The 15,673-nt window shown below is 59.0% G+C and carries 14 protein-coding genes; 6 read left to right on the top strand and 8 right to left on the bottom strand.

Annotation, left to right across the window (positions count from 1 at the left end):
- Positions 1-34: 34 nt before the first annotated feature.
- Complete coding sequence (gene aegA, locus KHQ24_RS19075; protein ID WP_004201961.1) at positions 35-2,017, bottom strand: formate-dependent uric acid utilization protein AegA; 1,983 nt, start codon at positions 2,015-2,017, stop codon at positions 35-37.
- A 376-nt stretch (positions 2,018-2,393) separates the two neighbouring features.
- Between aegA and acrD the strand changes: the two genes are divergently transcribed.
- On the top strand, positions 2,394-5,507 hold the full coding sequence (gene acrD, locus KHQ24_RS19070; RefSeq protein WP_004201959.1) for a multidrug efflux RND transporter permease AcrD: 3,114 nt from the start codon (positions 2,394-2,396) through the stop codon (positions 5,505-5,507).
- Positions 5,508-5,634: 127 nt separating this feature from the next.
- Here acrD and ypfM read toward each other — a convergent pair whose 3' ends face one another.
- Positions 5,635-5,694 (bottom strand): protein YpfM, encoded by a 60-nt coding sequence (gene ypfM, locus KHQ24_RS19065; RefSeq protein ID WP_100181659.1) that lies wholly within the window; start codon positions 5,692-5,694, stop codon positions 5,635-5,637.
- Between the two features lie 366 nt (positions 5,695-6,060).
- Between ypfM and KHQ24_RS19060 the strand changes: the two genes are divergently transcribed.
- Genes KHQ24_RS19060 through KHQ24_RS19050 form a run of 3 tightly spaced genes read left to right on the top strand, consistent with a single transcriptional unit; the run spans position 6,061 to position 7,775 of the window.
- The gene (locus tag KHQ24_RS19060) at positions 6,061-6,414 is read left to right on the top strand and encodes an ArsC family reductase (protein ID WP_004201956.1); all 354 of its coding nucleotides are present in this window, start codon (positions 6,061-6,063) and stop codon (positions 6,412-6,414) included.
- Positions 6,415-6,417: 3 nt separating this feature from the next.
- Complete coding sequence (gene dapE, locus KHQ24_RS19055) at positions 6,418-7,545, top strand: succinyl-diaminopimelate desuccinylase (RefSeq protein ID WP_060656186.1); 1,128 nt, start codon at positions 6,418-6,420, stop codon at positions 7,543-7,545.
- A 26-nt stretch (positions 7,546-7,571) separates the two neighbouring features.
- Complete coding sequence (locus tag KHQ24_RS19050) at positions 7,572-7,775, top strand: YpfN family protein (RefSeq protein WP_002913768.1); 204 nt, start codon at positions 7,572-7,574, stop codon at positions 7,773-7,775.
- 48 nt (positions 7,776-7,823) lie between these two features.
- Here the strand turns inward: KHQ24_RS19050 and ypfH are convergent, their stop codons facing one another.
- From ypfH to dapA, 6 genes are all read right to left on the bottom strand, one after another.
- Positions 7,824-8,519, bottom strand: a complete 696-nt coding sequence (gene ypfH, locus KHQ24_RS19045; protein ID WP_004201952.1) for an esterase — start codon at positions 8,517-8,519, stop codon at positions 7,824-7,826.
- A gap of 76 nt (positions 8,520-8,595) precedes the next feature.
- Positions 8,596-10,599, bottom strand: coding sequence for a tRNA(Met) cytidine acetyltransferase TmcA (locus tag KHQ24_RS19040; RefSeq protein ID WP_211777414.1), 2,004 nt, complete (start codon positions 10,597-10,599; stop codon positions 8,596-8,598).
- A gap of 9 nt (positions 10,600-10,608) precedes the next feature.
- On the bottom strand, positions 10,609-11,484 hold the full coding sequence (locus tag KHQ24_RS19035) for a neutral zinc metallopeptidase (protein WP_004201945.1): 876 nt from the start codon (positions 11,482-11,484) through the stop codon (positions 10,609-10,611).
- A gap of 119 nt (positions 11,485-11,603) precedes the next feature.
- A complete protein-coding gene (gene purC / locus KHQ24_RS19030) occupies positions 11,604-12,317 on the bottom strand; it encodes a phosphoribosylaminoimidazolesuccinocarboxamide synthase (RefSeq protein ID WP_002913801.1) in 714 nt (237 codons plus the stop codon).
- Between the two features lie 228 nt (positions 12,318-12,545).
- Complete coding sequence (gene bamC, locus KHQ24_RS19025) at positions 12,546-13,580, bottom strand: outer membrane protein assembly factor BamC (RefSeq protein WP_004201942.1); 1,035 nt, start codon at positions 13,578-13,580, stop codon at positions 12,546-12,548.
- A gap of 16 nt (positions 13,581-13,596) precedes the next feature.
- On the bottom strand, positions 13,597-14,475 hold the full coding sequence (gene dapA / locus KHQ24_RS19020; RefSeq protein WP_017900447.1) for a 4-hydroxy-tetrahydrodipicolinate synthase: 879 nt from the start codon (positions 14,473-14,475) through the stop codon (positions 13,597-13,599).
- 153 nt (positions 14,476-14,628) lie between these two features.
- Here dapA and KHQ24_RS19015 point away from each other — a divergent pair, with 153 nt between their 5' ends.
- Entirely contained in the window at positions 14,629-15,195 is a 567-nt protein-coding gene (locus tag KHQ24_RS19015; protein WP_002913804.1) for a glycine cleavage system transcriptional repressor, read from the top strand.
- A 3-nt stretch (positions 15,196-15,198) separates the two neighbouring features.
- Positions 15,199-15,669 carry a thioredoxin-dependent thiol peroxidase gene (bcp, locus tag KHQ24_RS19010; protein WP_004201935.1) on the top strand — a complete coding sequence of 157 codons (471 nt, stop codon included), beginning with the start codon at positions 15,199-15,201 and terminating at the stop codon, positions 15,667-15,669.
- Positions 15,670-15,673 lie beyond the last annotated feature (4 nt).

The raw sequence follows: 15,673 nt of genomic DNA, 5'->3' as shown, positions 1-15,673 counted from the left end.
GCCCTCATACTACGCTGCGGAGCCGGGTTTGTCGTCAGTGAAGCGGCGTCGTTTTCAGCCCCAGGTAGTCAAGGATCCCCTGCGCCGCGTGACGGCCTTCCGCCATCGCCGTCACCACCAGGTCGGCGCCGCGCACGGCATCGCCGCCGGCAAAAATCTTCTCCTGGCTGGTCTGATAACGGTAACGGCTCTCCACTCCGGCTTTAATACGCCCCTGGCTGTCCAGCGCCACCCCCGCCGCTTCCAGCCAGGGCATGCGGTGCGGGTGGAAGCCAAAGGCCATGATCACCGCATCTGCCGGCATAACAAACTCGCTGCCGGGGATCGGCGTCGGGCGGCGTCTTCCCCCGGCGTCCGGAGCACCCAGCTCGGTGCGCAAAAAGCGAACCCCGTTCACCCGCCCGTTCTCGTCCAGCTCAAGCGTCACCGGCTGGACGTTAAACTCAAAAAGCGCTCCCTCTTCGCGGGCGTTTTTGACCTCTTTTTTCGAGCCCGGCATGTTGGCTTCATCCCGCCGATAGGCGCAGGTCACCTGGCGGGCGCCATGGCGCAGCGCGGTACGCACGCAGTCCATTGCCGTATCGCCGCCCCCCAGCACCACCACGTTCAGCCCGGCGGTGTTGACATAAGGCTCCTGCGCCGATTCCGCCAGCCCCATCACCTGTTTGGTGTTGGCGATAAGAAACGGCAGCGCATCGTAGACCCCGGGGGCCTCTTCATTCGGCAGGCCGGCCTTCATGGAGCGATAGGTTCCGGCGCCGACGAACACCGCGTCATACTCGGCCAGCAGCGTCGCCAGAGGGATATCTTTCCCCACCTCGCAGTTGAGCTCAAAGCGGACGCCCATCTCGCTGAAAATCGCCCGCCGCCGGGTCAGCAGCGACTTATCCAGCTTGAACGCCGGAATGCCGAAGGTCAGCAGACCGCCGATCTCCGGATGACGGTCAAAGACCACCGGCTGCACGCCGTGGCGCACCAGCACATCGGCGCAGGCCAGACCGGCCGGCCCGGCGCCGATAATCGCCACCCGTTTACCGTTCAGCTTAATCTGCGAGAGGTCCGGACGCCAGCCACTGGCCAGCGCCTGGTCGGATATAAATCGCTCAATATTGCCGATGGTGACCGCACCGCTTTCCTCACGCAGGGTGCAGGCACCCTCACACAGCCGGTCCTGGGGGCAGACGCGGCCGGTGATCTCCGGCAGACAGTTGGTCTGATGGGACAGGGCGACCGCGGCGGCGATATCCCCTGCCTTCACCAGCTCGACCCACTGCGGAATAGTGTTATGTAGCGGGCAGGTCCATTCACAGATGCTGTGTTCTCCACATTTCAGGCAGCGGGCGGCCTGCTGCCGGGCCTGGGTCGGGCTGAACGGCTGATAGATCTCCTCAAAGTGGTTCTTGCGCACCTCCGCCGGCAGCTTATCCGGCTCTCCGCGCGGCGGCGTCATCGCCATCTGCCTGACCTTCTCGCCGGCGTCGGGCTGTCTGGCGGGGGCCGCGCCGCGCTGCCACGGCTGCGCCTCCTGGCAGGCCGAACGCAGACGCCGCTGCCTGGCCATCGTGGTCAATGTCTCATCGTCGGCGAGGGTCAGCGCCTGCGCCGGACAGTTTTCCACACAGGCCGGTCCCGCCTCGCGGCCCGCGCACAGATCGCATTTCTGCGCGCTGGCTTTCACCTGGCCTGCGGCCTGCGGCGTCACCACCACCTCCATCACCCCGAACGGGCAGGCCACCATGCAGGATTTACAGCCAATGCATTTCTCCTGACAGACCTGAACGCTGTCGCCAGTCTGGGCGATGGCGCCGTTGGGGCAGCTGCGGAGGCAGGGGGCGTCTTCGCAGTGGCGGCAGGTGATGGCGTTACGCTGCCCCTCTGCTTTAATCACGGTGATACGTGGCAAAAAGCGCTGCGGGGTCAGCGCATGTTGCTCCTCGTTATGCGCCATTACGCAGGCCACTTCGCAGGCCTGGCAACCGATACATTTTCGGCTATCGCTCAATATAAAGTGGTTCATGGCTTCCTTTTGTCTTATTGGTGAATAACCCCTTAATGCGCATGCCTATTTATTACCCGACAAGACGAGGCCGGAACAATGTTCATTTGCCCAGGATACCCTTTTTCTGGAAAGAATCCGTTTTGGATCAATTTTTTTGACTTATATGAAATCAGGTTTCACACCGGCAAGGGATAATGCGTCCCCGGGTGCGGCGGGCGAAGCGGTGTGGCCGACCTGGCGGCACGAAAGGTCGATGTTTCTTTACGATACGGCAAAAGCAACATGATAAATTACACTATCTCCTTAATTTCTCCACGATTGCCGGAGGCGCTGGCGCTAAAGTGGCACAGGCTGTGCAATAACAAGAACATGTGCATATGAGGTTTTCATTCTGATGGCGAATTTCTTTATCGATCGCCCCATTTTTGCGTGGGTGCTGGCAATCCTGTTATGCCTGACGGGCACCCTTGCCATTTTGTCGCTGCCAGTTGAACAGTATCCCGATCTGGCCCCGCCGAATGTACGGGTTACAGCCAACTATCCTGGCGCCTCCGCACAAACCCTGGAGAATACCGTCACCCAGGTTATCGAACAGAATATGACCGGCCTCGATAACCTGATGTATATGTCATCCCAGAGCAGCGCCACCGGCCAGGCGACCATCACCCTCAGTTTTACCGCCGGTACCGACCCGGACGAAGCGGTACAGCAGGTGCAAAACCAGCTGCAGTCGGCGATGCGTAAACTGCCGCAGGCGGTGCAAAACCAGGGGGTTACGGTACGCAAGACCGGCGATACCAATATCCTGACCCTCGCCTTCGTCTCCACCGACGGCAGTATGGATAAACAGGATATCGCCGACTACGTCGCCAGTAACATTCAGGACCCGCTCAGTCGCGTCAACGGCGTGGGGGATATCGACGCCTACGGCTCGCAATACTCAATGCGCATCTGGCTCGATCCGGCAAAGCTCAATAGCTTCCAGCTGACCACCAAGGATGTTACCGACGCTATTAGTTCGCAGAACGCCCAGATTGCCGTCGGCCAGCTCGGCGGCACGCCTTCCGTGGATAAGCAGGCGCTGAACGCCACCATCAACGCGCAATCTCTGCTGCAAACCCCCGAACAGTTCCGCAATATCACCCTGCGCGTCAATCAGGATGGCTCAGAGGTGACCCTCGGCGATGTCGCTACCGTGGAGATGGGGGCGGAGAAGTATGACTATCTTAGCCGCTACAATCGCCAGGCCGCCTCTGGCCTGGGAATTAAGCTCGCCTCCGGCGCCAACGAAATGGCCACCGCGGAGCGCGTGATCGCTCGCCTCAATGAGCTCTCGCAGTATTTCCCGCACGGGCTGGAATATAAAGTCGCCTACGAGACCACCTCCTTCGTGAAGGCTTCTATTACCGACGTGGTGAAAACCCTGCTGGAGGCGATCCTGCTGGTTTTCCTCGTGATGTATCTTTTCCTGCAGAACTTCCGCGCCACTCTGATCCCGACCATCGCCGTACCGGTGGTGCTGATGGGCACCTTCGCGGTGCTCTATGCCTGTGGTTACAGCATCAACACCCTGACGATGTTCGCGATGGTGCTGGCGATCGGCCTGCTGGTGGATGACGCCATCGTGGTGGTGGAGAACGTTGAGCGCATCATGAGCGAGGAAGGCCTGTCGCCGCGGGAAGCCACCCGCAAATCGATGGGACAAATTCAGGGCGCGCTGGTGGGGATCGCGATGGTGCTGTCGGCGGTGTTTGTGCCGATGGCCTTCTTCGGCGGCACCACCGGCGCTATCTATCGCCAGTTCTCTATTACTATCGTCGCGGCGATGGTCCTCTCGGTGCTGGTGGCCATGATCCTCACCCCGGCCCTTTGCGCTACCCTGCTCAAGCCGATTAAACCAGGTGAATCCCATGAGCGAAAAGGCTTCTTCGGCTGGTTCAACCGCACCTTTAACCGCAGCGCCAGCCGCTATGAAACTTTCGTCGGCAAGATCCTTCACCGCTCGCTGCGCTGGATGCTGATCTACATCGTCCTGCTCGGCGGGATGGTATTCCTGTTCCTGCATCTGCCCACTTCGTTCCTGCCGCTGGAGGATCGGGGGATGTTCACCACCTCGGTACAGTTGCCGAGCGGCAGCACCCAACAGCAGACGCTGAAAGTGGTACAGAAAGCGGAAGATTACTTCCTCAATAACGAGAAGCAGAACGTCGAGTCAGTGTTCGCTACCGTTGGCTCCGGCCCCGGCGGCAACGGGCAGAACGTAGCCCGCATGTTTGTGCGCCTCAAAGACTGGGACCAGCGCGATCCGCAAACCGGCTCCTCCTTTGCCATTATTGAACGCGCCACCAAAGCGTTTAATCAGATCAACGAAGCCCGGGTCATCGCCAGCAGCCCGCCGGCAATCAGCGGCCTCGGCAGTTCGGCAGGCTTCGACATGGAGCTGGAAGATCACGCCGGTAAGGGGCACGATGCGCTGATGGCGGCGCGCGATACGCTGCTTGAGCTGGCGGCTAAAAACCCGCTGTTGACCCGCGTCCGGCATAACGGGCTCGACGACAGCCCGCAGCTACAGGTCGATATCGATCAGCGTAAAGCTCAGGCGCTGGGCGTCTCCATTGACGACATCAACGATACGCTGCAAACCGCCTGGGGGTCGAGCTACGTCAACGACTTTATGGATCGCGGGAGGGTGAAGAAAGTCTACGTCCAGGCGGCGGCGAAATATCGGATGCTGCCTGACGATATCAATCTCTGGTACGTCCGCAACAGCAGCGGCACGATGGTGCCGTTCTCGGCCTTCGCCACCTCGCGCTGGGAGACCGGTTCGCCGCGCCTGGAGCGCTACAATGGCTACTCGGCGGTGGAGATCGTCGGTGAAGCGGCGCCGGGCATCAGTACCGGTACCGCGATGGACATGATGGAGAAGCTGGCCGCGCAGCTGCCGACCGGCTTTGGCCTCGAATGGACCGCCATGTCCTATCAGGAACGCCTCTCCGGCGCTCAGGCGCCGGCCCTGTACGCAATTTCCCTGCTGGTGGTGTTCCTGTGCCTGGCGGCGCTGTACGAGAGCTGGTCGGTGCCGTTCTCGGTGATGCTGGTGGTTCCGCTCGGGGTGATTGGCGCTCTGCTGGCGACCTGGATGCGCGGCCTGGAGAACGACGTTTACTTTCAGGTGGGCCTGTTGACGGTGATCGGCCTGTCGGCGAAAAACGCCATTCTGATCGTCGAGTTCGCCAATGAGCTTAACGAGAAAGGCCAGGATCTGCTCAGCGCCACGCTGTCGGCCTGCCGTCAGCGCCTGCGCCCTATCCTGATGACCTCGCTGGCGTTTATCTTCGGCGTGCTGCCGATGGCCACCAGTACCGGCGCCGGTTCCGGCAGCCAGCATGCGGTCGGCACCGGGGTGATGGGCGGGATGATCTCCGCCACCGTGCTGGCCATCTTTTTCGTACCGCTGTTCTTTGTGCTGGTGCGTCGCCGCTTTCCGCTGAAGGAGCGTCCGCAATAAACCGTCGGGCGACGGCGGCGAGCCGTAATAACAGAAAAGGCGACCTGGATGGTCGCCTTCTTTATGTGTTCAGAACTATGACGCGCTTATTTACGTCGCGTTATTCCCCTGCTCACATTGCGGAAATTTATTTACGAAGCATGCCTTCAATAAAATCTTTCCAGTTCCCCAGTTCATGTTCAATCATAATAGCCTCTCTTATTATTATGGTCGATTCTATATAACTTCATTGCTGATGGGAAGTTGTGCTCCCCTATTGCTCTGATTGTCTTGTGGACCGCTGACAGAGATAAAACCTCTGGTTGCCGCCACTATGCCGTCTCGTATGTAAAAATTATGTGATACAGAGCACCATCAAGCAACATTTTCGTAATATTGTTAATGCCCTCACATCATGCCCGCGGCTGGGCGAATTTTAATCACCCTAACGCATTGCATGAGATACCCGGTAAAAGGTTATATTTATTCATCTGAATCACGTATTATTTCAACAAGGCTTATATATTCGGAAATATCTGAGTTAACCGCTTAATTGAATGTTAAAGGTTTATCTATGCTCACCATGTACGGAATTAAAAACTGCGATACCATTAAAAAAGCCCGCCGCTGGCTGGAAGCACATCAGATTGACTATCGCTTCCATGACTACCGCACCGATGGCCTCGACCGCGCGCAACTGGATACCTTTATTGCCGAACTGGGCTGGCAGGCGCTGCTGAACACCCGCGGCACCACCTGGCGCAAACTGGACGAATCGCTGCGCAACAGCATCGATAATGCCGATGCCGCCGCCGCATTGATGCTGGAAATGCCGGCGATCATCAAACGCCCATTGCTCTGCGCGCCCGGTCGTCCTATGCTGCTGGGTTTTAGTGAAGCAAGTTATCAGCAGTTTAACGAGGTATAGTCTATGTCTTGCCCGGTCATTGAGCTGGCTCAGCAGCTTATTCGCCGCCCTTCCCTTAGCCCCGATGATGCGGGATGCCAGGCGTTAATGATTGAACGCCTGCGTGCGATCGGCTTTACCGTTGAACCGATGGATTTCGGCGATACGCAGAACTTCTGGGCCTGGCGCGGCCACGGCGAGACGCTGGCCTTCGCCGGCCACACCGACGTGGTCCCGGCAGGCGACGCCGACCGCTGGATCAACCCCCCGTTCGAACCCACCATCCGCGACGGGATGCTGTTTGGCCGCGGGGCGGCGGATATGAAAGGCTCGCTGGCGGCGATGGTGGTTGCCGCAGAGCGTTTTGTCGCGCAGTACCCGGACCATCGGGGCCGGCTGGCGTTTTTGATCACCTCTGATGAAGAGGCCAGCGCGAAAAACGGCACCGTCAAAGTGGTGGAGACGCTGATGGCGCGTAACGAGCGTCTGGACTACTGTCTGGTCGGCGAACCCTCCAGTACCGAAGTGGTCGGCGATGTGGTGAAAAACGGCCGCCGCGGCTCGCTGACTTGTAACCTGACCATTCACGGCGTACAGGGCCACGTCGCCTATCCGCACCTTGCCGATAACCCCGTCCATCGCGCCGCGCCGATGCTGGCGGAGCTGGTCAATATCGAGTGGGATAAAGGCAATGAATACTTCCCGCCGACCAGCATGCAGATTGCCAACGTGCAGTCCGGTACCGGCAGCAACAACGTGATCCCTGGCGATATGTTCGTCCAGTTCAACTTCCGCTTCAGTACGGAACTGACTGACGAGACGATCAAAGCCCGGGTGGTCGCCCTGCTGGAAAAATACCAGCTGCGTTACAGCGTGGAGTGGTGGCTCTCCGGACAGCCGTTCCTTACCGGACGGGGCAAGCTGGTGGATGCGGTCGTCAATGCCATTGAGCACTATAATGAGATCAAACCGCAGCTGTTAACCAACGGCGGCACCTCAGACGGACGGTTTATCGCGCGCATGGGGGCGCAGGTGGTTGAGCTGGGCCCCGTGAACGCCACAATTCACAAAATTAATGAATGTGTGAACGCCGCCGACCTGCAGCTGCTGGCGCGGATGTATCAACGCGTAATGGAACAGCTGGTCGCCTGACGTACTGACGTAAAGAGGAAGCGCGCATGGAATGGCTTATTAAACACTGGTGGATTCTGGTGCTGGTCTTTTTGGTGGGGGTAATTATCAACGTGATTAAAGATCTAAACCGCGTTGACCACAAAAAATTCCTCAACAACAAACCCGATCTGCCGCCGCACCGTGATTTTAACGATAAATGGGACGATGACGACGACTGGCCGAAGCACGACCAGTCGAAGAAACCGTAAGTTTGCCGTTATCGCGGTAGCGCCCGCCTGTAACCCCGCCCGCCGGGGTTACAGCATTTCGATGATATCGTCCCCTTTCGGCGTACTGCCGCTCAGCGCCTCATCAAAATAGTGCTTCGGCACGGTGTAGCGCAGTCGCTCGATCGCGAACTGCATGCTGCGATCGTCAATGGCATGCCCCAGATCGTCCACAATATCTAAGGTCACGTCGCCCCCCGCCTGCAACAGCGCCTCCTGTGCCGACACCGCCCACGCCAGATCGATAACCCGATCGTCACCACCGTGGATCAGGTGAATGGTGGTGGCCGTCGTTGCGGTAACCGGCAGCGTCGCATAGCGGCCATTAAAGGCGATCACCCGCGAAGCCAGATCCGGCGCTGCTTTGATGCTCTCCAGCGACATGATCGCCCCCTGAGAGAAGCCGATCAGCGCGGTGGCCAGTGGGCTGATGCCGCTCTTTTCCTGCCAGTAGCGCACAATTTCAATAAAGGTCGGCATAATGGCGTCGATACGCTGCTGACGATTCTCTTCCGTCACTCCCTGCACCGAAAACCACTGCCGACCGTCAGGACCGCAAGGCTCCACCCCGCCAATGCTCACGATCAGCGCATCAGGAAACTGCGGCGCGAACCAGCTGCCAATTTGCCCCATGGAGACCGGGTTATCCCCCACGCCATGAAACAGCAGCAACAGCTGTTGCGCAGGCGTCGCAGGGCTTTGAACAATAAAATGATCGTGTTTCATGGCTGTCTCCTTAGTGTATGCGGGCAGTGTACGCCGCTCGCCAGATATGACCATGCCATTTAACTGAATGAGTTAGTTAAAAAAATTGCAGGTTCGCCACCTGCTGATGCAGCGCCTCGGCGCGCGCTGCATCGAGGAAGCGCAAGGCGTCAGCGGCCTCCTGACGCCATCTCGCCAGCAGGGCTTTACGCCCTGTTAGCTGCAGCGCGGCGCAGAGTTCGGCCTCTTCTTCCCCCTGCAGACGCCCGCGCAGGGCCGGCAACGGGATGTCGACCTGCAACAGCAGGCGATTGAGGCAACCCAGCGCCGCGGCCAGCGGGCGATGGGCGAAAGCAAAGCTCGCCGCTTCCAGCCAGTCCTCATCACTAAGCATAGCCCCTGAAACGGCCGGCAGCGGCGCGGACGCTTGCCGCCACGGGCGCAGCCAGTATTCATCACGCTGTACCCGCTGTGCCTCCCGTTGCGCGAGCTGATGCCCCGCTGCAGTCAGCGGGAACAGAGCCATCGCGGTATAGCACCCGCTGCTGGCCTCGCGATGGGTGCCCAGCCGCACGAGAATAAACCCACAGCGTTGCCAGAAGCGCCACAGCTCAGGGGTATAGCCAAAGCTGACGGAGAGATAATCATAACCTGCGGCATCGGCGGCGATATCGGCGATCATCTGCTGCCCAAGCCCTTCGCGCTGGCGGGCTGGGTGGACGGCGATCCGGCTGACCCGCAGCCCGCGCAGCGTCGCCGCCAGGGGAGTGCCGCCATGCGCCGCCAGCGACTGGGCGACCAGGTTCCCCCGCGGCCGGCGAAAACCCGCCCACACCGCCCGGCTGAGTTCGGGAGAAAGTCCCCCTTCGGCCACCAGCCACAGGGCGCCCGCCACCGCACCGCCGGCGCGAGCGCAGCGGAAAGCCTGGCCTGGAGCGTCCATCATGCGCCGCAGATCGAGAGGAGAAGTGCGGTAATGCGCCCCGGATAACAGCTGGTACATCGCTTCCGGCAGCGCCGGCTGCGTTTGCCAGCTGGACTGATTGACCGCCTCCAGGACTACCTCCCCCGTCGGCGCGTCGCGAAATGCCTCATCGCTGAAGATCAGCAGCTGGCTGATGGCCGACTCCAGCGGGCAGCCTGCGGCCCAGCGGATCGGCGCGCTCAGGCTGAACAATTGCAGATAGGGCAGGCTGGCGCAAAATTTCAGCAGGAACCCGCGACCGGTGCCCTCATAACCCTGCACCGTCGTGGTAAGTAGCGTGCGGGGAAAACGGCTAACCAGCTGCCGGAGAAGCGGAGCCGGTATAGCCGCGGCCTCATCGACAATCAGCCAGGACGCCTTTTCCTTCGACGACAGCAACGCATCAGGAGCCATAAAGCGAAACGCCTCGCCGGCAAAGCTCGCCAGCACGTCGACGGCGCTGCGGGTCGGGGCGGTAACGATGGCCTCACCCGCGAGCTGGCGCAGCAGCATGCCCGCGAGGGCGGATTTCCCTCGCCCTCGTTCAGCCGTCACTGCTGCGATACCAGGCGGTAGACGCAATAATTGCCCAAGGATCGCCGCCTGTTCGGCCAGCGGGTGACCATCGGCGGGATGCCAGTCAGGGCGCCGGACGGCCAGCGGGAGCCGCGGCGAGTCCGACTGCCGCCAGAGCAGCACCTCGGGGTCGGCGATAAACTGCCGACAGCAGCGGAGAACAAAGTTGGGGGTAGAGATCGGGTCGGGCGTATCGCTCCAGCGCAGGGAGTCCTCATCCACCCGGGACGGCCAGTCGGCGAAAGAGGGCGTCAGCAGCACCAGCCAGCTTCCCGCCCGCAGCGTACCGCTCAGGGCCGCCAGGGCGGCCACATCAAACCCGCGCCGGGCATCGAAAAAGGCGTGCATCACTTCCCGCCCCAGCAGCGTCTTCAGGGCGCCAGGCGCCACGCCGGGCGCAGAAACCGGCTCGGAGCCCACCCACAGGCCATCGCCGCCGAGCCGCTCCCGCAGCGCCTGCGCCTGCTGCAGCGTCCAGGCCTCGTCGCCGCTGAGCACCAGCAGGCGGCGAATCCCCTCCCGCGCCATCTGCGCGGTGAGGTCAAGCAGCGCGTCCATCATCAGGGGCGATTACAGCGCGCTGCCGAAGGTGTTGCACTGCGCCGGGTCGCCGCTGTCGAAACCGCGTTTGAACCAGGTGTAGCGCTGTTTTGACGTTCCGTGGGTAAAGCTGTCCGGTACCACCCGCCCCTGGCTCTGCTGCTGCAGACGGTCGTCGCCGATGGCCTCGGCGGCGTTTAACGCCTCCTGCAGATCGCCGGTTTCCAGAATATCCTGCTGCTGCATATTATGCCCCCAGACGCCGGCGAAGCAGTCTGCCTGTAGCTCCATCTTAACCGACAGCCGGTTGGCTTCGGCCTCGGTGGCATGCTGCTGTTGCTGGCGAACCTTCGGCTCAATGCCCAGCAGTTTTTGTACGTGATGACCCACTTCATGGGCAATGACGTACCCCTGGGCAAAGTCGCCATCGGCGCCCAGTTTATTTTTCATCTCATCGTAGAATGACAGGTCGATATAGACCGTACTGTCGGCAGGACAGTAGAACGGCCCCATCACCGACTGGCCGGTACCGCAGCCGGTACGGGTCGCGCCGCGGTAGAGCACCAGCTTTGGCTGAGGGTACTGGCGGCCCATCTTTTCAAAAATCGGTCCCCAGGTATCTTCGGTGGTGGCCAGAATGACGGAAGTAAACTTCGCCGCTTCATCGTCTTTCGGACTGATGGAGCGCTGCGTGGAGGTCTGCTGCTGCGGCATCGGTTCGCCGGTCAACATGCCGGTCAAATCCACGCCGTAGTAGCCCGCCACCAGCACAATAATCAGCAGTACAATGCCGCCCTTCCCGCTCGGCAGACGGAAGCCGCCGCCCCCGCCGCCGCCAAACGGCGAGCCTGATTGTCCACGTCGATCTTCAACATTGTCGCTTTCGCGACGCCCTTGCCAGCGCATAAGCACCTCATTCCCTGTTATGTATCAATAGCAGAGATCGTAGGCGGTTCAGCGCAGGATTACCACAGGAAACAGCAAGAGACGCCAGAAGATGAGGCCATCTTCTGGCGGCGGGCGGGTTAGTCGAGCTTAACGCCCAGACGGTGAGCCACTTCTTCGTAGGCTTCGATCAGGCCGCCAAGGCTCTGGCGGAAGCGGTCTTTGTCCATTTTATCGAGGGTGTTTTTGTCCCACAGGCGGCTGCCGTCCGGCGAAAACTCATCGCCCAGGACCACTTCGCCTTTGAACAGACCAAACTCCAGCTTAAAGTCCACCAGAATCAGACCGGCGTCATCGAACAGCTTTTTCAGCACGTCGTTGGCTTTGTAGGTCAGCTCGCGCATCCGCGCCAGATTCTCTTTGCTCACCCAGCCGAAGGTTTCGCAATAGGAGTCGTTGACCATCGGATCGTGCATGGCATCGTTTTTCAGGAACAGATCGAACAGCGGCGGATTCAGCTCGATTCCTTCTTCAATGCCTAAACGTTTTACCAGCGAGCCTGCCGCACGGTTACGCACCACGCACTCCACCGGCACCATATCCAGTTTTTTTACCAGGCATTCGGTATCGGAGAGCAGCGCTTCCATCTGGGTAGGGATGCCCGCTTCTGCCAGTTTGCTCATAATGAAGTGGTTGAACTTGTTATTCACCATGCCTTTACGATCGAACTGCTCGATGCGCGCGCCATCACCTGCTGACGTATCGTTACGGAATTCCAGTACCAGCAGGTCCGGATTATCGGTGCTGTATACTGTCTTCGCCTTACCACGATACAACTCAGCTTGCTTTTTCATCTTTCACTACTCCAGTGATATTGAGCCTAAAAATACGTTTCCACCTATACACAAAATCATTCAAAGTGCATCGAGGCGGCAACTGAGCGAATCCCCAGGAGCTTACAAAAGTAAGTGACTGGGGTGAACGAAGGCGGCCAACAAAGAGGCAATTTGAAGGATGATGTGCATACGCACACGTTTGCGTCACTATATATTAAAAGGGCCGGATTGCTCCAGCCCTTTCGTTTACTTGTTAAATGCGGCCTGGAATACGGCTACCAAGGCGTCATTTTGCGACTGCGTCAGGGTGTGGCCTTTCGGGTCGATGAACTGCAGGCTACTGCGGTTATCGAGGTCGCCGACCTGAAGTTTGTAGTCACCGGAGGCCAGCTGCGGGTCGCGTGCGCCCAGCTCCTGCCAGCTGCTGTCAGACAGCGGCTTGTAGGTCAGCGCCATGCTGCCCTGAGAGCGCGTGCTGTCAGTCACTTTCATCCCCACTTTCTCGAGGGCGCCTGGCAGACGCTGCCACACCATGTTAAACGGCGCGCGAACAACGAGCATCGGCAGACCCGTATCGTCGGCAGCGCTCTGCACGTCGAAGGTGGCGCCCGCGCTGCGCTGTGCGGCGTTCTGGGCGCTGGTGGCGTTCATGTCCAGGCCTTCCGAAATGACGTTCAGCATGGCGGTGCTGTAGCGCTGCAGTGACGCCGGATCGGCAACCGGTTTACCCGCCTGCTCCAGATTCACCAGCTTGACCACCACCGCTTGCTGATAGCCCTGCGGTTTGACGGAGATTTGATAACGACCGCGATACTGCTGATCTTCATCAAGACGGTTCCACTCAACCCAGTCGGTGTTCAGCGTCTGGCTCGCATCATCGCGCTTGGCGATAACGTAGTTCTTCGACTGAAGAATGCTGGTAACCTGCGCCCACAGCGAACCGCTGCGGCCGTTCTCGACCATCAGCGTCGCGGTATCGCCGTTGAACTGGGTGCGGGCGCCGCTAACCAATGCCAGCGGCTGCGCCGGCGGGCGAATGTCCAGCGCCTTGCCGACCGCGCCGGTGCTGTTGGCCACCGGAATGTTGTAATCACCCACCTGAATCGGCAGGATCATCCCCGCCGGCGCGTGAAGTTCGCTCAACGGTGACGCCTGTAAATAGGCCTCATCACCGCTCACCTGACGCTTATAGCGCGAGTCGGAACTACAGGCCGCGAGGAGTAGAACCAGCGAAACACCCGCAACCTTCGCCAGGCGCGACTTCTGTACTGAGTAAGCCATCAAATCTCCCTAAACTTTACAGCAAACCGGCATGCTTCAGCGCGGCGGTAACGGCTTCACGACCCTGGTCGGTGATAGGCGTCATCGGCAAGCGCAGCGTATCGGTCGCCACAAGACCCAACGCCTTGCATCCCCATTTCACCGGGATAGGATTGGGTTCGACAAATAATTTTGTATGCAATGGCATCAGACGCTGGTTAATCGCCCGGGCTTCGGCAAATTGACCCGCCAGCGCCAGACGGCACATGTCGGCCATTTCGCGCGCCGCCACGTTGGCGGTGACGGAAATCACGCCCACGCCGCCGAGCTGCATGAAGTCCATACCGGTCGCATCGTCACCGCTCAGCAGAATAAAGTCGTCTGAAACCAGCTCTTTGATCTGGTGAACGCGACTTAAGTTCCCTGTAGCTTCCTTAATACCGACAATATTTTTAATTTCCGCCAGACGGCCAACGGTTTCCGGCAGCATATCGCAACCGGTACGGGACGGCACATTATACAGAATTTGCGGCAGGTCAGTATGTTCGGCGATAGCTTTAAAGTGCTGGAACAGGCCTTCCTGGGTAGGACGGTTATAATAAGGAGTGACCGTCAGGCAGCCGACAACGCCGCTGTCGTTAAAACGCTTGGTCAGGCTAATCGCCTCTGCGGTTGCATTGGCTCCCGTTCCAGCGATCACCGGGATACGCCCGTCAGCCAGTTCCAGCGTCATCATCACCACGTCGCCGTGCTCTTCATGGCTCAGCGTTGCGGATTCACCGGTAGTCCCTACCGAAACGATCGCCGAGGTTCCGTTGGCGACATGGTAATCAATCAGTTTTTTCAGGCTTGTCCGGCAGACATTACCGTTTTCATCCATCGGCGTGACAAGCGCTACAATACTTCCCGTGAACATGGGCCATCCTCAGAGCAGAAGTGCGACAAGATTCTCAATGTTACGTTTGGAGCTGCAATAAAAGCAAGAGACCCGACGCCATCAGGGATGTTGTATGGCGGTTTTTTTTATGCTTTCCTAATGTTACCTCACCTTTTTAAAGGAAGAACAGGTTTGACAGCCTCATTACAACACTATCTGGTTATTACCGCCCTGGGGGCTGACCGTCCCGGCATCGTGAATACGATCACTCGCCACGTCAGCAGCTGCGGTTGTAATATCGAAGACAGCCGGCTGGCCATGCTCGGTGATGAGTTTACGTTTATCATGCTGCTTTCCGGGTCGTGGAATGCGATTAACCTGATCGAATCAACCCTGCCGCTGAAAGGCGCGGAGCTGGAGCTGTTGATCGTGATGAAACGCACCACCGCGCGCCCCCCGCAGGCCATGCCAAACACCGTCTGGGTCCAGGTTGAGGTGCCGGACTCACCGCATATCATCGAGCGCTTCACTGCCCTGTGCGATACATGGAATATGAATATCGCGGAACTGGTTTCCCGCACGCAGCCGGGAGACGGTGATTCCGCGCAGCTTTTTATTCAGATAACTGCCCACAGTCCTGCGACGCAAAATGCAGCAAATATCGAACAAGCGTTCAAAGCCCTATGTACAGAACTCAACGCACAAGGCAGTATTAACATCGTTAATTATTCACAGCATGATGAACAGGATGGAGTTTAACCCATGACCCCACTGAAAGCCGGTGATCTTGCACCGAAATTTAGCTTACCGGACCAGGACGGCGAGGAAGTAAATTTAACCGACTTCCAGGGACAGCGTGTCCTGGTTTATTTTTACCCGAAGGCCATGACCCCGGGCTGCACCGTCCAGGCGTGCGGCTTGCGCGACAACATGGACGACCTGAAGAAAGCCGGTGTGGAAGTGCTGGGCATCAGCACCGATAAACCGGAAAAGCTCTCCCGCTTCGCCGAAAAAGAGCTGCTGAACTTTACGCTGCTGTCTGATGAAAACCATCAGGTTTGCGAGCAGTTTGGCGTCTGGGGCGAAAAATCTTTTATGGGGAAAACCTACGACGGGATCCACCGTATCAGCTTCCTCGTCGATGCCGATGGCAAAATCGAACACGTCTTTGATGACTTCAAAACCAGCAATCACCACGACGTGGTGCTGAACTGGCTGAAAGAAAACGCCTGATGCA

It is taken from the genome of Klebsiella sp. 54, assembly GCF_018223875.1.
Classification (GTDB): Bacteria; Pseudomonadota; Gammaproteobacteria; order Enterobacterales; family Enterobacteriaceae; genus Klebsiella; species Klebsiella quasipneumoniae.
Note: the sequence above shows the minus strand (reverse complement) of the source record. Positions and strands in the feature narration are given on the sequence as shown.